The sequence below is a fragment of the Brevundimonas sp. FV2ps16 genome (assembly GCF_058681075.1).
In genome coordinates, this window is the sequence record NZ_CM178728.1 from 1,323,758 (window position 1) to 1,338,849 (window position 15,092).

16 protein-coding genes are annotated in these 15,092 nt (G+C 67.1%); 12 read left to right on the forward strand and 4 right to left on the reverse strand.

All coding sequences use genetic code 11. The features are described from left to right. Window positions 1-132: 132 nt before the first annotated feature. The 7 genes from ACW170_RS06320 to ACW170_RS06350 all read left to right on the forward strand — a co-directional run bounded on the left by ACW170_RS06320 (window position 133) and on the right by ACW170_RS06350 (window position 6,990). On the forward strand, window positions 133-687 hold the full coding sequence (locus ACW170_RS06320) for a F0F1 ATP synthase subunit delta (RefSeq protein WP_492088811.1): 555 nt from the start codon (window positions 133-135) through the stop codon (window positions 685-687). A 73-nt stretch (window positions 688-760) separates the two neighbouring features. Beyond that, a complete protein-coding gene (atpA, locus tag ACW170_RS06325; RefSeq protein WP_492088812.1) occupies window positions 761-2,293 on the forward strand; it encodes a F0F1 ATP synthase subunit alpha in 1,533 nt (510 codons plus the stop codon). Window positions 2,294-2,328: 35 nt separating this feature from the next. Then, the gene (locus tag ACW170_RS06330) at window positions 2,329-3,207 is read left to right on the forward strand and encodes a F0F1 ATP synthase subunit gamma (RefSeq protein ID WP_271165379.1); all 879 of its coding nucleotides are present in this window, start codon (window positions 2,329-2,331) and stop codon (window positions 3,205-3,207) included. Between the two features lie 37 nt (window positions 3,208-3,244). Beyond that, window positions 3,245-4,783: a F0F1 ATP synthase subunit beta gene (gene atpD / locus ACW170_RS06335; RefSeq protein WP_373878095.1), complete on the forward strand. Its 1,539-nt coding sequence runs from the start codon at window positions 3,245-3,247 to the stop codon at window positions 4,781-4,783. Between the two features lie 2 nt (window positions 4,784-4,785). Beyond that, entirely contained in the window at window positions 4,786-5,055 is a 270-nt protein-coding gene (locus ACW170_RS06340; RefSeq protein WP_267514663.1) for an ATP synthase F1 subunit epsilon, read from the forward strand. A 120-nt stretch (window positions 5,056-5,175) separates the two neighbouring features. Beyond that, complete coding sequence (locus ACW170_RS06345; protein ID WP_492088813.1) at window positions 5,176-5,769, forward strand: hypothetical protein; 594 nt, start codon at window positions 5,176-5,178, stop codon at window positions 5,767-5,769. Window positions 5,770-5,856: 87 nt separating this feature from the next. Further along, complete coding sequence (locus ACW170_RS06350) at window positions 5,857-6,990, forward strand: serine hydrolase domain-containing protein (RefSeq protein WP_492088814.1); 1,134 nt, start codon at window positions 5,857-5,859, stop codon at window positions 6,988-6,990. On the opposite strand, the gene rarD is transcribed toward ACW170_RS06350, so the two are convergent. Together rarD and ACW170_RS06360 are read right to left on the reverse strand one after the other, a co-directional pair. Further along, window positions 6,987-7,910, reverse strand: a complete 924-nt coding sequence (gene rarD, locus ACW170_RS06355) for an EamA family transporter RarD (RefSeq protein ID WP_492088815.1) — start codon at window positions 7,908-7,910, stop codon at window positions 6,987-6,989. The genes ACW170_RS06350 and rarD overlap by 4 nt on opposite strands. A 137-nt stretch (window positions 7,911-8,047) precedes the next feature. Next, complete coding sequence (locus ACW170_RS06360) at window positions 8,048-9,094, reverse strand: aspartate-semialdehyde dehydrogenase (protein WP_267514660.1); 1,047 nt, start codon at window positions 9,092-9,094, stop codon at window positions 8,048-8,050. A 145-nt stretch (window positions 9,095-9,239) separates the two neighbouring features. Here ACW170_RS06360 and zapE point away from each other — a divergent pair, with 145 nt between their 5' ends. After that, window positions 9,240-10,331 carry a cell division protein ZapE gene (gene zapE, locus ACW170_RS06365; RefSeq protein ID WP_492088816.1) on the forward strand — a complete coding sequence of 364 codons (1,092 nt, stop codon included), beginning with the start codon at window positions 9,240-9,242 and terminating at the stop codon, window positions 10,329-10,331. A gap of 209 nt (window positions 10,332-10,540) precedes the next feature. On the opposite strand, the gene mdh is transcribed toward zapE, so the two are convergent. Next, entirely contained in the window at window positions 10,541-11,503 is a 963-nt protein-coding gene (mdh, locus tag ACW170_RS06370) for a malate dehydrogenase (protein ID WP_492088817.1), read from the reverse strand. 138 nt (window positions 11,504-11,641) lie between these two features. Between mdh and ACW170_RS06375 the strand changes: the two genes are divergently transcribed. The 4 genes from ACW170_RS06375 (at window position 11,642) to ACW170_RS06390 (ending at window position 14,154) form a co-directional block, all read left to right on the forward strand. Then, window positions 11,642-12,541 carry an SIMPL domain-containing protein gene (locus tag ACW170_RS06375; RefSeq protein WP_492088818.1) on the forward strand — a complete coding sequence of 300 codons (900 nt, stop codon included), beginning with the start codon at window positions 11,642-11,644 and terminating at the stop codon, window positions 12,539-12,541. A gap of 2 nt (window positions 12,542-12,543) precedes the next feature. Next, the gene (locus ACW170_RS06380) at window positions 12,544-12,942 is read left to right on the forward strand and encodes an HIT domain-containing protein (RefSeq protein ID WP_492088819.1); all 399 of its coding nucleotides are present in this window, start codon (window positions 12,544-12,546) and stop codon (window positions 12,940-12,942) included. 68 nt (window positions 12,943-13,010) lie between these two features. Further along, a complete protein-coding gene (locus ACW170_RS06385; protein ID WP_492088820.1) occupies window positions 13,011-13,304 on the forward strand; it encodes an ArsR/SmtB family transcription factor in 294 nt (97 codons plus the stop codon). A gap of 100 nt (window positions 13,305-13,404) precedes the next feature. Then, window positions 13,405-14,154 carry a glucose 1-dehydrogenase gene (locus ACW170_RS06390; protein WP_492088821.1) on the forward strand — a complete coding sequence of 250 codons (750 nt, stop codon included), beginning with the start codon at window positions 13,405-13,407 and terminating at the stop codon, window positions 14,152-14,154. A 50-nt stretch (window positions 14,155-14,204) separates the two neighbouring features. Here the strand turns inward: ACW170_RS06390 and ACW170_RS06395 are convergent, their stop codons facing one another. After that, window positions 14,205-15,041, reverse strand: a complete 837-nt coding sequence (locus ACW170_RS06395; RefSeq protein ID WP_492088822.1) for an aldo/keto reductase — start codon at window positions 15,039-15,041, stop codon at window positions 14,205-14,207. Window positions 15,042-15,092: the final 51 nt, after the last annotated feature.

Here is a 15,092-nt window from a genome sequence, read left to right on the forward strand (position 1 = left end):
GGCGCCCGGCTTGAAGGGGGCGTATTCGCGAATACGGCCTCTATCGTGCTTTCCGTAAGCATTTCAGGCTTTTGACCGTTGCGACCCCGCATTCGGTCGCGACCCTGACACAACGACCTCGGACCCTAATCAGTGGCTGATGATTTCAGAACGACGGAAGTCGGCGATCGCTACGCACAGGCGCTGTTTGATCTGGCGCTGGAAACCGGCCGCCTGGACGCCGTCCGTGCTGACCTGGCGTCGTTGAAGGCCGCCTGGATCGAGAGCGCCGACCTGCGCCGCCTGGCGACCTCGCCGGTCATTTCGGCCGAGGATCAGGGCAAGGGTCTGGTCGCCATCGCCGCCAAGGCCAAGTTCGAACCGACCACCGCCAACTTCCTGGGTCTGCTGGCCCAGAACCATCGCGCCAAGGATCTGCCGGGCGTGATCGCCGGTTTCGAGGCCCGCTACGCCAAACACGCCGGCATCGTCGCCGCCGAGGTCGTCTCGGCCCAGCCGCTGGACGCCAAGCAAGTGGCCGCGATCAAGACCGCGCTGAACGCCAGTCTGGGCAAGGCGCCGGAACTGACCACGCGCGTCGATCCGTCGATCCTGGGCGGCCTGAAGATCAAGGTGGGCTCGAAACTGTTCGACGCCTCGCTGAAGACCAAGCTCGACCAGATGAAGTTCGCCCTCAAGCGGGCCTAAGGCCCGCTCCCGCCACAACGAATGCGCGCCTGATCGGCGCACCCGCAGAAGACTGAAGAACAGAGAGCCCGTCATGGACATCCGCGCCGCTGAAATCTCGGCCATCCTCAAGTCGCAGATCGCCAACTTCGGCGTCGAAGCCGATGTCTCCGACGTCGGCAGCGTGCTGTCGGTCGGCGACGGCATCGCCCGCATCCACGGTCTGGACAATGTCCAGGCCGGCGAAATGGTCGAGTTCACCAAGGCCGGCGTCAAGGGCATGGCCCTGAACCTGGAGCGCGACAATGTGGGCGCCGTTATCTTCGGCGCCGACGCCGCCATCGCCGAGGGCGACGACGTGCGCCGCCTGGGCGAGATCGTGGACGTGCCGGTCGGCAAGGGTCTGCTGGGCCGCGTCGTCAACCCGTTGGGCGAGCCGATCGACGGCAAGGGCCCGATCCAGTTCACCGAGCGCCGCCGCGTCGACGTCAAGGCGCCGGGCATCATTCCTCGCAAGTCGGTCCACGAGCCGATGCAGACCGGCCTGAAGGCCATCGACACCCTCATCCCCGTCGGCCGCGGCCAGCGTGAGCTGATCATCGGCGACCGTCAGGTCGGCAAGACCGCCGTCGCCGTCGACGCCATCCTGAACCAGAAGAACGTCAACAAGACCGACGACGAGAGCGCCAAGCTCTATTGCATCTACGTCGCCATCGGCCAGAAGCGTTCGACCGTCGCCCAGATCGTCAAGACTCTCGAAGAGTCGGGCGCGCTGGAATACACCATCGTCGTCGCCGCCACGGCGTCGGAACCGGCCCCGCTGCAGTTCCTGGCGCCCTTCGCCGGCACCGCCATGGGCGAGTTCTTCCGCGACAACGGCATGCACGCCCTGATCGTCTATGACGACCTGTCCAAGCAGGCTGTGGCCTATCGCCAGATGTCCCTGCTGCTGCGCCGCCCGCCGGGCCGTGAAGCCTATCCGGGCGACGTCTTCTACCTGCACAGCCGCCTGCTGGAGCGTTCGGCCAAGCTGAACGCAGACTATGGTTCGGGCTCGATGACCGCCCTGCCGATCATCGAAACCCAGGCCAACGACGTCTCGGCCTATATCCCGACCAACGTCATCTCGATCACCGACGGCCAGATCTTCCTGGAATCCGACCTGTTCTATCAGGGCATCCGCCCGGCCGTGAACGTCGGCATCTCGGTGTCGCGCGTCGGCTCGTCGGCCCAGACCAAGGCGATGAAGAAGGTCGCCGGCACCATCAAGGGCGAGCTGGCCCAGTATCGCGAGATGGCCGCCTTCGCCAAGTTCGGCTCGGACCTGGACGCCTCGACCCAGAAGCTGCTGGCCCGCGGCGCCCGCCTGACCGAGCTGCTGAAGCAGCCGCAGTATTCGCCGCTGGCGATGGAAGAACAGGTCGTCTCGGTCTACGCCGGCACGCGCGGCTATATCGACGGGATCGCCGTGGGCGACGTCGGCCGGTTCGAGAAGGAGCTGCTGGCCCGCATCCACGCGAACCACGCCTCGCTGCTGGACGGCATCCGCACCAAGAAGGACCTGACCGCCGACCTCGAGGCCGAGCTGAAGGACATCCTGGCCGCCTTCGTCAAGACCTTCGCCTGAACCCCGCCGGTTAGTTAGAGGAAGAGCAAAGCCGGATGGCCAGCCTCAAGGAAATGCGCAATCGGATCGGAAGCGTGAAAGCCACGCAGAAGATCACGAAGGCCATGCAGATGGTCGCCGCGGCCAAGCTGAAACGCGCTCAGGACCAGGCCGAGAGCGCCCGGCCCTATGCGCGCAAGATGGCCTCGGTCATCGCCAACCTCGCCGCCGGCGTCTCGGGCGCCGACGCGCCCAAGCTGCTGTCGGGCACGGGGCAGGACCAACGTCACCTGATCGTGGTGGCGACGGCGGACAAGGGTCTGGCGGGCGGTTTCTCGACCAATGTCATCCGCGCCGCACGCGAGCGGATCAACAGCTTGATCGCCAACGGCAAGGACGTGGCCATCATCGCCGTGGGTCGCAAGTCGCGCGATCAGCTGACGCGTCTGTATGGCGCCAAGGTGGTTCACACCTTCGAGCTGAGCGCCCAGAAGACCGTCGGCCTGCCCCTGGCCCAGCCGGTCGCTGAAATGATCGCCACGGCGTTCGAGAACGGCCAGGCCGATGTGGTCACTCTGTTCTACAGCCAGTTCAAGTCGGTCATCCAGCAGGTCCCGACCGGCAAGCAGCTGATCCCGGCCGTGGTCGAGGGCGACGCGGCCCCGATCGACCTGAACGGCGCGGTCTATGACTACGAGCCCTCGGAAGAGGAAATCCTTGAGACCCTGCTGCCGCGCAACCTGACGACCCAGATCCTGGCCGCCCTATACGAGAACCAGGCCGGCTTCTTCGGGTCGCAGATGGCGGCGATGGACAACGCCACGCGCAACGCCGGCGACCTCATCAATGCCCTGACGCTGCAATACAACCGCAAGCGCCAAGCCCAGATCACCACCGAGCTGATCGAGATCATCGCCGGCGCCGAAGCCCTCTGATCTCGACCGAACAGACATTCCGATACGGACCCCAGCCATGACCGACACCGTCGCCCCCAAGAAGCCCGCCGCCCGCAAACCCGCCGTCAAGAAGGCGCCCGCCGCCTCGACCGCGCCGGGCTCCGTCGTCGCCACCGGCAAGATCGCCCAGGTCATCGGCGCCGTCGTGGACGTCGAGTTCACCGGCCATCTGCCGGCGATCCTGAACGCCCTGCACACGCAGAACATCGACCAGAAGACGGGCGAGCCCTTCACCCTGGTTCTGGAAGTCGCCCAGCACCTGGGTGAGAACATGGTTCGCACCATCTCGATGGACACGACCGAAGGCCTGACGCGCGGTCAGCCCGTGTCGGACACGGGTTCCTCGATCCAGGCGCCGGTCGGCCCCGGCACCCTGGGCCGCATCATGAATGTCGTCGGCCAGCCGATCGACGAGCAGGGCCCGATCAAGACCGCCGAATACCGCCCGATCCACAAGGAAGCGCCCTCGTTCGAGGAGCAGTCCACCTCGTCGGAAATCCTGGTCACGGGCATCAAGGTCATCGACCTGATGTGCCCCTACACCAAGGGCGGCAAGATCGGCCTGTTCGGCGGCGCCGGCGTGGGCAAGACCGTGACCATGCAGGAACTGATCAACAACATCGCCAAGGCGTACGGCGGCTATTCGGTTCTGGCCGGCGTGGGTGAGCGCACCCGCGAAGGCAACGACCTGTATCACGAGATGATCGAGTCCAACGTGAACGTGGACCCGGCCAAGAACGGCGGTTCGACCGAGGGCTCCAAGTGCGCCCTGGTTTACGGCCAGATGAACGAACCCCCCGGCGCCCGCGCCCGCGTCGCCCTGACCGGCCTGTCCATCGCCGAGTACTTCCGCGACGAGGAGGGCAAGGACGTGCTGCTGTTCGTCGACAACATCTTCCGCTTCACCCAGGCCGGTTCCGAAGTGTCGGCTCTGCTGGGCCGCATCCCCTCGGCCGTGGGCTATCAGCCGACGCTGGCGACCGAGATGGGCAACCTGCAAGAGCGGATCACCTCGACCAAGAAGGGTTCGATCACCTCGGTCCAGGCCATCTACGTGCCCGCCGACGACCTGACCGACCCGGCGCCCGCCGCCTCCTTCGCCCACCTGGACGCGACCACGGTTCTGAACCGCGACATCGCCGCCCAGGCCATCTTCCCCGCCGTCGACCCGCTGGACTCGACCTCGCGGATCATGGACCCGCTGGTCATCGGCGAGGAGCACTACAACGTGGCCCGTTCGGTCCAGGAAGTGCTGCAGCAGTACAAGGGCCTGAAGGACATCATCGCCATTCTGGGCATGGATGAGCTGTCGGAAGAGGACAAGCTGGTCGTCTCGCGCGCCCGCAAGATCCAGCGCTTCCTGTCGCAGCCCTTCTTCGTGGCCGAACAGTTCACCAACTCGCCCGGCAAGTTCGTCGAGCTGGCCGACACGATCCGCTCGTTCAAGGGCATCGTCGCCGGTGAGTACGACCACCTGCCGGAAGCCGCCTTCTACATGGTCGGCGCGATCGAAGAGGCCGTCGCCAAGGCCGAGAAGATGGCGTCGGAAGCCTGATCATGGCCGGCAAGCTGAACTTCTCCCTCGTCTCGCCGGAACGGGAGGTCTTCTCCGGCCTCGTGGACCAGGTGGACGCGCCGGGCGTCGAGGGCGACTTCGGCGTCCTGCCGGACCACGCCCCCTTCATGACCGCCCTGCGCGAGGGTCTGGTGACCGTCTATGTCGGCGGGACCAAGACCCAGTACGACGTCAAGGGCGGCTTCGCCGACGTCAACGGCGAAGGCCTGACCATCCTGGCCGAACAGGCGACCGAGGTCGTCGCGGCCTGATCCTTTCCAAGGGTCGTAAAGATTGAGGCCTCCCGTTTCGGCGGGAGGCCTTTTCGTTGGCGAACGCCTTGACCGCCAAGTGTGGGTCGCACACTCTTGGCTTGTTTGGCGGGGCTGAGCATGCACACTCTCTGGATCCGACTGGCGGGCGTCGCCGCCATGGTCTTCGCCCTGGCCGGGTGCGCGACCAATCCAACTGTCCGACCGACCCAGCCCGCGCCCTGGGCCGCCCTGACCTCGCCCATGGCGGCGATGGAGATCGTCGTCTCCGACATCTGCCTGACCGCCGTTCGAGAGAATCGTCCTGTCGCGGGGCTGGCGCTGGATCATTGGCTGCGACCCGTGCCGCCCCGCACGACCGGTTCGCTCCTTGCCGTCGGCGCCTGGCGGCTGGCCTCCTATTCCGACGTCTATGTCATGGCCCTGCCGGACGGGGGCTGTTCGGCCTCGGTCGAGGCGGGCGACCCTAAGGCCCTCACTGACGCCGCCGTGGGCCTGTTGGCGAAGCACGGCGATTTCCGCCGGGGCGAGACGCTGGTCGCCGAGGACCACAGCCGCACCGCCTGGTGCACCGGGGAGGCGGACCGGCCGCTGGTCGTCGCGCTGGTTCAGGCGAACAAGGCCCGTATGGCGGGCGGACGGCGTCCGGCGCTGGTCACGAACGTCTTTCGCGCCGCGAGCGCCAGACCCGGCTTCTGCCCGCCGACAGCATGACGGCCCGGCCGGCGCCCTACGGGTTCCGGGAAAGGCGCCGCACCTGAGACTTCCCCCGCAGGCGGGGGACGGTTTATGAACGCCTCCATGACCGAAGCTCTCGACATCCATGGCGTCTGCGACCCGCGTTTCGCGGCGGTGAAGGACGCCTTCGCCGCCAACTTCACTGATGCGCCCGAGGGGCTGAACGAGGTGGGGGCGCGGTTCTGTGTGATGATTGAGGGGGCGCCCGTCGTCGATCTGTGGGCTGGGCACGCCGATACGGCGAAGACGACGCACTTTGCCGAGGACACCCTGACGCCGGTGTTTTCAAGCGGCAAGTCGGTGATGGCCCTGCTGATGGCCACGGCGGTTGAGGCGGGCAAGCTGGCCTATGACGAGAAGGTCTCCCACATTTGGCCCGCCTTCGGCCAGGCGGGGAAGGAAGGGGTCACGGTCGCCCAGCTGATGAGCCATCAGGCGGGCCTGCCCGGCTTTTCGGAGCCGGTGGAGCCGTCGTTGTGGTTCGATCCGGCGGCGGTCAACGCCCGGCTGGCGGCCCAGGCGCCGATGTGGGCGCCGGGCACGGCCTCGGGCTATCACCCGGTCACGGTCGGCTATCTGGCCAATGAGGTGTTCCGCCTGACGACGGGGCGGACCATGGGCCAGGCCCTGCGAGCGGACTTCGCCGACCTGGACCTGTGGATCGGCCTGCCGGAAGCCGAGCATGGGCGAGTGGCCCAGATGCGCAAACCGTCGGCCGCGCCCAGCCTGGGGACCATAGACCCGATCAAACACGCGGCCTTCCTGGATCGCGGGTCGGCGCCGGGCGGGCGCGGCTCGACCGAATGGCGCAAGATGGAGATCCCCTCGGCCAATATGCACGCCACGGCCTCGGGTCTGGCGCGGATGCTGGGCGTCGTGGCCAATGACGGGATGCTGGACGGGCGCCGGGTGCTGTCCAAGGGGGTGCTGCGCGACCTGACGCGTGAGCGGATCCACGGCCAGGACAAGGTGCTGCCCTATGTGATCAGCTGGGCGGCGGGCCTGATGCGTAACGACGGGCTGAACGTCTTCGGCCCGGGCGAATCCTTCGGCCACTATGGCTGGGGCGGGTCGATGGCCATGGCCGATCCGTCGCGCCGCCTGTCGGCCGCCTATGTGATGACGCGCCAGTCGCCGCACCTGATCGGCGATCCGCGCCCCCGGCGGCTGCTGGAGGCGCTTTACGGGGCGCTCTAGACCGTTTCGGTCAGGGCCACGGCGCGGCGTGCGGCGCGCGACCGCGAGGCGGCGCCCAGTGCAAATACGCCGGCCCCGGCCCAGATGAAGACGAAGGAGACGATCCGCAGCGGGGTCAGGGCCTCGCCCGCCCAGACGCCGCAGGCGAACTGGAGCGTCGGCGCCAGGAACTGGATGAAGCCGAGGGTGGATAGGGGCAGGCGCCGCGCCGACCAGGCGAACAGTACCAGGGGAATGACCGTCGCCGGGCCGTTGACCAGGGCCCAGGCCAGACCGGCGGGGGAGGCGAAACCCGTCGCCTGGCCGTGCGTCGCCAGCCAGGCCAGGAACAGGGCGCCGAAGGGCAGCAGCACCAGACATTCGACGAACAGCCCGGTCTGGGCCGAGGCGGGCACCCGCTTTCGGATCACCGCATAGGCGCAGAAGGTGACGGCCAGGGTCAGGCCGATGATCGGCACATGGCCAAGCGCTATGGTCTGGATCACGACGCCGACGGCGGCCAGGCCGATGGCGACGGCGCTCCAGCGGTCGATCCGTTCACGGAACAACACCGCACCCGCCGCCATGTTCAGCAGCGGGTTGATGTAGTAGCCGAGGCTGGCCTCCAGCGTCGCATGATGGGTGGTGGCGAAGACGTAGAGGCTCCAGTTGGTGGCGATCATCGCCGCCGACAGCGCCAGCCAGGCCAGGGTGCGCGGCGTGGCCAGCACCTGTCTCGCCTCGCCCCATTGGCCTGCGAGCAGCAGGAACAGACCCGCCACGAAGACCGACCATACCGCCCGGTGGGCCAGGATCTCGGGCGCGCCGAAGCCGTGGGCGGCCATGGCCATGAACAGCAGGGGCAAGAGGCCCCACAGGCTGTAGCAGGCGATGGCGGTGGCGACCGCGCGGGGATCGTTGGGGGTGGCGGCGGCGGTCATGGGGTCCTTCATCCCCCGCCGTCATCCTCGGGCTTGACCCGAGGATCGGGCACGGCGGGCGCTGGTGCGTCGCTCGTTCGCACCAGCGGCGGAACATCCGGTCCTCGGGTCAAGCCCGAGGATGACGGGGTGGAGCGTCAGACGGTGATCGAACGATACCCCGACGACGAGGTGATCACACCCGTCTCGTCCAGCAGTTGGGCGATCTGGACGGCGTTCAGGGCGGCGCCCTTGCGCAGGTTGTCGGACACGATCCACAGGTTCAGGCCGTTTTCGACGGTCGGATCCTTGCGGATGCGCGATACATAGACGCCGTGTTCGCCGGCGGCGTCGACGGGGGTGATATAGCCGTCGTGCTCCTGCTTATCGATCACCAGCACGCCCGGCGCCTCGCGCAGGATGGCGCGGGCCTCGTCCGGGGCGATGGGGCGGTCGAACTCGATGTTCACGGCCTCGGAGTGGCCGACAAAGACCGGCACGCGCACGCAGGTGACGGTGACCTTGATGTCGGGGTCCAGCATCTTGTGCGTCTCGTCCGACATCTTCTGCTCCTCGTCGGTCGAGCCGTCCTCGAGGAAGGAACCGATATAGGGGATGACGTTGAAGGCGATCTGTTTAGGGAACTTCTTCGGACGCGCGTCGCCCAGGCCGTAGATGGCCTTGGTCTGGTTCCACAGCTCGTCCATGCCTTCCTTGCCGGCGCCGGACACCGACTGATAGGTCGAGACCACCACCCGCTTGATCTTGGCCGCGTCGTGCAGGGGCTTCAGCGCCGTGACCAGCTGGATGGTCGAGCAGTTGGGGTTGGCGATGATATTCTTCTTCTTGGCGTCCTTGACCGCGTCCGGGTTCACTTCCGGCACGATCAGGGGCACGTCGGCGTCCTTGCGGAAGGCCGAGGAGTTGTCGATCACGATGGGGCCGGCCTTGCCGATCTTTTCCGACCAGGCGCGCGAGACCTCGCCGCCGGCCGACATCAGGACCAGATCGACCTTGGAGAAGTCGAACTGTTCGATGTCCTGGCATTTGATAGTCTTGTCGCCGAACGAGACCTCGACCCCCTTGGACTTGCGCGAGGCGATGGCGTGGATTTCATCGACGGGGAATTCCAGCTCCTCGAGGATGTTCAGCATTTCGCGGCCCACATTGCCCGTGGCCCCGACGATCGCGACGCGATAACCCATGATGCTTGGTCCTTCGGACGCGCTATCGCTCGGCTCAGCGGAGCCTCGCTGCTTGAGCGCGATTTTGTTGGTTGTGGAGTGCATTTAGGCGTTCGCAGCCGCGAAGCAATCGCTTTTCGGCGACAGGGACTTTAAGCAGGGGCTCATGACCTCCCGCATCCGAAACGCCTACGACATCCGCGTGGAAGAGGGCGTGCTGACGCCCGATCCGGCCCAGGCCGAAGTGCTGGTCGCCCTGGAGCGACTGGAGCGCGATCTGGCCAAACGCGGCCTGTTTGGGCGCGCCCCTGAGGTGAAGGGGATCTATCTGTGGGGCCCGCCGGGACGGGGCAAGTCCATGCTGATGGACCTGTTCTATTCGGCCACGCCCGAGCCGCGAAAGACCCGCGCCCATTTCCACGCCTTCATGGCCCGGATCCACGACCTGGTGCGCCAGTGGCGCGAGGGGGATGCGAAGACTCGCAAGGCCGTGTTCGGGACGCATAGGGGCGACGATCCCATTCCCCCCATCGCCAGGCTGATCGCCTCCGAAGCCCGGCTGCTGTGTTTCGACGAGCTTCAGGTGACGGACATCGCCGACGCCATGATCCTGGGCCGGCTGTTCGAGGCCCTGTTCGAGGACAAGGTGGTGCTGGCCATCACCTCGAACCGGGCGCCCGAGGACCTGTACAAGAACGGCATCAACCGCCAGCTGTTCGTCCCCTTCATCGACATCATCCGCGACCGCTGCGCCGTGGTCGAGACGGCGGGGGCGCGCGACTGGCGGCTGGATCGGCTGAGTTCGGCCGAGGTCTGGCACACGCCGGACGAACGCGCCGGGTTCGAGGAGCTCTGGCGCGAACTGAAGGGGGGCGAGCCGGAAGAGCCGGCGCACCTGACCGTCTTAGGCCGTGACGTGGTGGTTGAGCGGACCGTGGGGTCGATGGCGCGCGCGAGTTTTGCGGACCTGTGCGGCCGGCCGTTGGGACCGCAGGACTATCTGGCCATCGCCGAACGGTTCCACACCCTGTTTCTAGAGGATGTGCCGATCCTGAGTTCGGACAACCACCACGAGGCGCGGCGTCTGGTGACCCTGGTGGACGCCCTTTACGAGGCCAAGACCAAGCTGATCGTCCTGGCCGCGGCCAGGCCCGAGGCCCTCTATACCGAAGGGGTGGGGGCGTTCGAGTTCGAACGGACCGTGTCGCGCTTCAACGAAATGCAGAGCAAGGACTGGCTGGCCCACGTGCGGGAGTAGATCCCTCTCCCGCCGGGAGAGGGCTTGAGCGCACGGCGGCGCAGCCGTCGTTCTGGCGCGAAAGGGTGAGGGGTAAGGTGGTGCGAACTGGCCCACCGCGGGCCCTCATCCGGCCCTGCGGGCCACCTTCTCCCCATGGGAGAAGGAAGAATTGAAAAGGGCCTGCGGATTGCTCCGCAGGCCCTTCGTCATTCGATCTGGATGATCGCTTAAACCAGCGAGGCGTCGATATCCTTGCAGGCCTGCAGCAGGCCCTGGACCGAGGCGACGGACTTTTCGAACATCGCCTTTTCTTCGTCGTTGGTGGTGAACTCGATCACCTTTTCGACGCCGGCGGCGCCGATCAGGGCCGGGACGCCGACGTAGAGGTCGGACAGGCCGTATTCGCCCGACAGCCAGACGGCGCAGGGCAGGACGCGCTTCTGGTCCAGGAGATAGGACTTGGCCATGGCGATGGCCGATTCAGCCGGGGCGTAGAAGGCCGAGCCGGTCTTCAGCAGGGCGACGATCTCACCGCCGCCCTTCCGGGTGCGGTCGACGATGGCGTCCAGGTCGGCTTGCGACAGGAAGCCGGCGGCGACGGCGTCCGGCAGGGGCAGGCCGCCGACGGTCGAGTGGCGCACCATCGGCACCATGTCGTCGCCGTGACCGCCCAGGGTCCAGGCGTGGATGTCCTGCACCGAGACGCCGGTCTTTTCAGCCAGGAAATAGGCGAAGCGGGCCGAGTCCAGCACGCCGGCCATGCCGACGACCTTCTCCTTGGGCAGGCCCGAGAACTTCTGCAGCGCCCAGACCATGGCGTCGAGCGGGTTGGTGATGCAGATGACGAAGGCGTTCGGGGCGTGGGCCTTGATGCCTTCACCGACGGCCTTCATGACCTTCAGGTTGATGCCGATCAGGTCGTCGCGGCTCATGCCCGGCTTGCGCGGCACGCCGGCGGTGACGATGCAGACGTCGGCGCCCGCGATGTCGGCGTAGTCGTTGGCGCCCTTCAGGGCCACGTCCGAGCCGAAGACGGCGGTGGCCTCGGCGATGTCCAGCGCCTTGCCCTGGGGGGTGCCTTCAGCGATGTCGAACAGGATGACGTCGCCCAGCGCTTCGCGCGCGGCCACATGGGCCAGGGTGCCGCCGATCATGCCGGCGCCGATGAGGGCGATCTTCGCGCGAGCCATGGATGTCTCCGTTTATTGCGTGTGCGAATGGGGATTAATCGTGCGGGCGGTCTAGACCCCTCTCGCGGCTGTCGCAAGAACCTCGCTTTACGGCCTTGGTCTGGCTTGCGAAGGTTGCGGTCCAACCGGAGGATTTAGATGCGCCCTTCCCTTGCCCTCGCCCTGCTGCTGGGCGCCGTACCCGTCGTCTGCGCCGCCCCTGCAATGGCCCAGACCCCGCCCGCGACCATCGGCGACCGCTATATTCCCGCGCCCTGGTGGATGCGGGACCCGGTCATCGCCTCGGTCGGGGAAGTGCGGGTCGAACTCCAGGCCAACCGCGCCTTCGTCTCCGCCAGTTTCCAGTCGGTGGACCGCAGCGTCGCCGAGGCCTCGCGCGCCGCCGCCGACCAGGTGCGGGCCCTCAGCCAAGCGCTGTCGGCCTATGGCGCGGACAAGGTGCGGGTCGAGACCAGCGTCACCACCCGCCCCCTCTATGACCAGTATCGCGACGAGAACGGGGTGATGCGCGACAACACCCGCGCCGACCGTGTGGCGCGCTATCAGGCCGACGCCTCGGTCAATGTGACGGTCCGCGACGTGAGCCTGATCGAGCGGGTGTACGCCACCATCGTGGCCTCGCGCCCGACGTCGATCGGCCAGGTGAATTTCCAGTTGGATCCGGAGAATAGCTGGAAGGCCAATCTGCAGGCCGAGGCGATGAAGGATGCGCGGCGCCGGGCCGAGGCGGCGGCGACCAACGCCGGCGCGACCCTGGGGCGGGTGAAGATCATCGATCCGTCGGGCCGCGTCTGCCAGACCGACGTCCTGGCGGGCTGGCCCGCCTACGCCGCCGGCGAGCAGGCGACGACCGTGGACGATGTCGTGGTGACGGGATCGCGGATGCGGGCTGGGGCGAACTTTGCACCGCCTCCGTCGCCCGCACCGGCCGCCGGCGCCGCGCCCAGCGAGGCGCAGATCGAGGCCGCACGGCTGGCGCTTCAGCCGCCGTTGCAGGTCATGACCGACAGCGCCTGCGTCATCTATGGACTGAACTGAGCATGGAGTTTGTCGTCGCGCCCGCCTTCGAGGCGGGCTCCATCGCGGCCGCCGAATGGCCGCTGTGTCATGTGCGGCTTCAGGACGACGCCCGCTTCCCCTGGCTGATCCTGATCCCGCGCGTCGAGGGGGCGGTGGAGCTGGAAGACCTAAGCGTCGAACAGCGGGCCGCGCTGATGGAGGAGACGGTGCGGGCCGGGGCCCTGGTGCGGCGGTTGGGAACGGTCGAAAAGCTGAACGTCGGGGCCATCGGCAATGTGACGGCCCAACTGCACGTCCATGTCGTCGGCCGCCGCCGCGACGACGGCCTGTGGCCCGATCCGGTCTGGGGGCGAGGACCGGCGGTCCCCTATGCGGGGGAGATGCGGGCGCGGCTGTTGGAAGCGATCGGGCGCTGGTAGCCGATCCGACGACCGACGTGGCGTCGCGCCCATTTGCGTCAGCCGCTGTCGCACCGCATATGAGCCCTATGGAAGACGCGCTGCGCATCCGGCTGGACGAACGCCAGGTGAACCTGATCGCCAAGGCCCTGGCGGAGCCGCGTCGCCGTCAGATCCTCAAGGAAATCGGCGCGGCCAGCGAACCCGCCCCCTGCGGCGCCGTCGCCCAACTCGTGGCGGTCAGCGCCCCCACCTTCTCGCACCATATGAAGGAGCTTGAGACCGCCGGCCTGATCCAGATCTGCCGGCAGGGCAAGTTCGCCTTCCTGGTGCTGCAGCGCGACGTCCTGAACGCCTATCTGGCCCAGCTCGCGGAAATCTGAGGCCGGCTTTCAGAAAATCACGCGGCATCGCTCATTGAATCACTTCGATGGTTATCTAAGTATCAAACCGTTCGCCGCTGAAGGCGACCGGAGAGAGATCATGAGCAAGCTTTCAGGCAAGACCGCCGTCGTCACCGGCGCATCGAAAGGCATCGGAGCGGCCATCGCCAAAGCCCTGGCCGCCGAGGGCGCCGCAGTGGCCGTCAACTACGCCTCCAGCCGCGAAGGGGCGGACAAGGTCGTGGCCGAGATCACCGCCGCCGGCGGCAAGGCCATCGCCGTTCAGGGTTCGGTGGCCAAGGGCGACGACGTCACGCGGCTGTTTGACGAGACCCATAAGGCGTTCGGCGGGGTGGACATCCTCGTCAACAACGCCGGCGTCTATGCGTTCGCGCCGATTGAGGACGTGACCGAGGCCGAGTACCGACGTCAGTTCGACACCAATGTCCTGGGCTTGCTGCTGGCCACCAGCGAGGCGGCCAAGCGCTTCGGCCCGGACGGCGGCAGCGTGATCAACATCAGCTCGGCCGCCACCACCGTGGATATCCCGACCGCCTCGGTCTACACGGCCACCAAGGCCGCCGTGGACTCGATCACCCGTGTGCTGGCCAAGGAGCTCGGCTCGCGCCATATCCGCGTCAACGCCATCGCGCCCGGCGCCGTTGAGACCGAGGGCACTCACGCCGTCGGCATCATCGGCTCGGATCTGGAGGCCCAGATGGTCGCCCAGACGCCGCTCGGCCGCATGGGTCAGCCGTCCGATATCGCGCCTGTGGCCGTCTTCCTGGCCTCGCCCGAAAGCGCCTGGATCACCGGCGAAATCATCGCTGTGGCCGGCGGCAACCGTTAAATCACGCCGTGGCGAAGGACGCGGCCGGGGTTCGGCCGCGTCCGCATCTCTTAGATAATATCCAGCGGGGTCTCGCGCGTGGGCGGGGGGAAGGCCGCGTCGAGGCGTTCGATGTCCTCGAGGTCGAACTGGATCTCCAGGGCGTCGGCGTTGGCCTCGACGTGTTCGATCGAGCCGGCCTTGGGAATGGCGATGACGCCGTCGTGGCGCAGGATCGCGGCGAGCGCCACCTGAGCCGGGTCGGCGCTGTGGCGGTTGGCGATGTCGCGGATCAGGGGCTGTTCCAGCAATTCGCCGCGGCCCAGGGGCGAATAGGCCATCATCGGCATGTCGCGGGCCTGCATCCAGGGCAGGAGGTCGAACTCCACCCCGCGCGAGCCGAGATTATAGAGGACTTGGTTGACGGCGCAGTCTTCTCCGCCTTCGATCTCCTCCAGCCGCCGCATGGCGCGCAGGTCCAGGTTGGACACGCCCCAGCGGGCGATCATCCCCTCGTCGACCAATTCCTGGAAGGCGGCGACCGTCTCTTCCAGCGGGACATTGCCTTCCCAGTGCAGCAGATACAGGTCCAGCCGGTCGGTCCCCAGCCGTTCCAGCGACTTCTCGCAGGCCAGCATCATCTTCATTTCCGACGCGTTGTCGGGCCGGACCTTGGAGACCAGAAAGACCTCGTCGCGACGCCCGGCGATGACCTCGCCCACCAGCCGTTCGGAACGGCCGTCGCCGTAGAGCTCGGCCGTGTCGATCAGGGTCAGGCCCAGGTCTATGCCCCGCGCCAGGGCCTGCTGCTCCTCGTCGCGCCAGGCGGGATCGTCGCCCATCTCCCACGTGCCTTGGCCCAGGGCGGGAACGGTCGTACCGTCTGCAAAGGTGACGAGGCGGGTCATGTCCGTCCTGTTCGATGAGCGGCGGGAAACGCCGCCTTGGCAAGGGAGGGG

Coding starts and splice junctions, on each gene's coding strand:
- atpA (WP_492088812.1), top strand. CDS start 761: ATGGACATCCGCGCCGCTGAAATCTCGGCCATCCTCAAGTCGCAGATC.
- ACW170_RS06330 (WP_271165379.1), top strand. CDS start 2,329: ATGGCCAGCCTCAAGGAAATGCGCAATCGGATCGGAAGCGTGAAAGCC.
- atpD (WP_373878095.1), top strand. CDS start 3,245: ATGACCGACACCGTCGCCCCCAAGAAGCCCGCCGCCCGCAAACCCGCC.
- ACW170_RS06340 (WP_267514663.1), top strand. CDS start 4,786: ATGGCCGGCAAGCTGAACTTCTCCCTCGTCTCGCCGGAACGGGAGGTC.
- ACW170_RS06345 (WP_492088813.1), top strand. CDS start 5,176: ATGCACACTCTCTGGATCCGACTGGCGGGCGTCGCCGCCATGGTCTTC.
- ACW170_RS06350 (WP_492088814.1), top strand. CDS start 5,857: ATGACCGAAGCTCTCGACATCCATGGCGTCTGCGACCCGCGTTTCGCG.
- rarD (WP_492088815.1), bottom strand. CDS start 7,910: ATGACCGCCGCCGCCACCCCCAACGATCCCCGCGCGGTCGCCACCGCC.
- ACW170_RS06360 (WP_267514660.1), bottom strand. CDS start 9,094: ATGGGTTATCGCGTCGCGATCGTCGGGGCCACGGGCAATGTGGGCCGC.
- zapE (WP_492088816.1), top strand. CDS start 9,240: ATGACCTCCCGCATCCGAAACGCCTACGACATCCGCGTGGAAGAGGGC.
- mdh (WP_492088817.1), bottom strand. CDS start 11,503: ATGGCTCGCGCGAAGATCGCCCTCATCGGCGCCGGCATGATCGGCGGC.
- ACW170_RS06375 (WP_492088818.1), top strand. CDS start 11,642: ATGCGCCCTTCCCTTGCCCTCGCCCTGCTGCTGGGCGCCGTACCCGTC.
- ACW170_RS06380 (WP_492088819.1), top strand. CDS start 12,544: ATGGAGTTTGTCGTCGCGCCCGCCTTCGAGGCGGGCTCCATCGCGGCC.
- ACW170_RS06385 (WP_492088820.1), top strand. CDS start 13,011: ATGGAAGACGCGCTGCGCATCCGGCTGGACGAACGCCAGGTGAACCTG.
- ACW170_RS06390 (WP_492088821.1), top strand. CDS start 13,405: ATGAGCAAGCTTTCAGGCAAGACCGCCGTCGTCACCGGCGCATCGAAA.
- ACW170_RS06395 (WP_492088822.1), bottom strand. CDS start 15,041: ATGACCCGCCTCGTCACCTTTGCAGACGGTACGACCGTTCCCGCCCTG.